The 536-nt window shown below is 42.2% G+C and carries 2 protein-coding genes; one reads left to right on the forward strand and one right to left on the reverse strand.

The features are described 5' to 3' along the window. Nucleotides 1-206 (forward strand): hypothetical protein (locus tag R7Q46_RS29850; protein ID WP_318078678.1); only part of this gene is annotated, 206 nt, incomplete at its 5' end. Between the two features lie 36 nt (nt 207-242). Here R7Q46_RS29850 and R7Q46_RS29855 read toward each other — a convergent pair. Next, nucleotides 243-536, reverse strand: a 294-nt coding sequence (locus R7Q46_RS29855) for a hypothetical protein (RefSeq protein WP_318078679.1), incomplete at its 5' end; no start/stop codon positions are given.

Consider the following 536-nt stretch of genomic DNA (forward strand, 5'->3'; position numbering starts at 1 on the left):
CCAAACTAATTGCGCAGGAATCTAAACTGCATCCTAACAAGTTTCATTTGGTTGGGATTGATAGTGGTAAAGGAATCGCGTATGCAATTAGACATGGAAGAACCAGTGACTTGAGAGTGTGGAGGCTTGATATCCTGGTAAATCAGGTTAGAGACATGGGGTTTGAGAATATAGAAGTACAACTCATAAACAAAACCCACGCATGAAGCATGGGCTGATAGTCTTAACATGCCGAAAGGCACTTATTTTTCAAGAATATAATCACGAAAGTCGTGGTTCTCAATTTCCAACTTCCCACGCTCTGGGCTGTAAATTAGCTCAAGCGACTTCAATCGTGTGACTGCATTTTTCACCGACCATTTCGTAACGTCTGTTTCTGGGTCGCCAGTGAAAGCTTTCACTTTGTCTAGTCCTGTTTTGGTATAAAGACCTTTTGACTCATTGGCAGCAACAAGCTTTAGGATCGCCACTTCGATAGGTTTCAGTTGTTCGTATGTTTTTGAAAAGTGGTCCTCTGACTCGATACGATCAACGTC

Source organism: Vibrio sp. 811, from assembly GCF_033339195.1.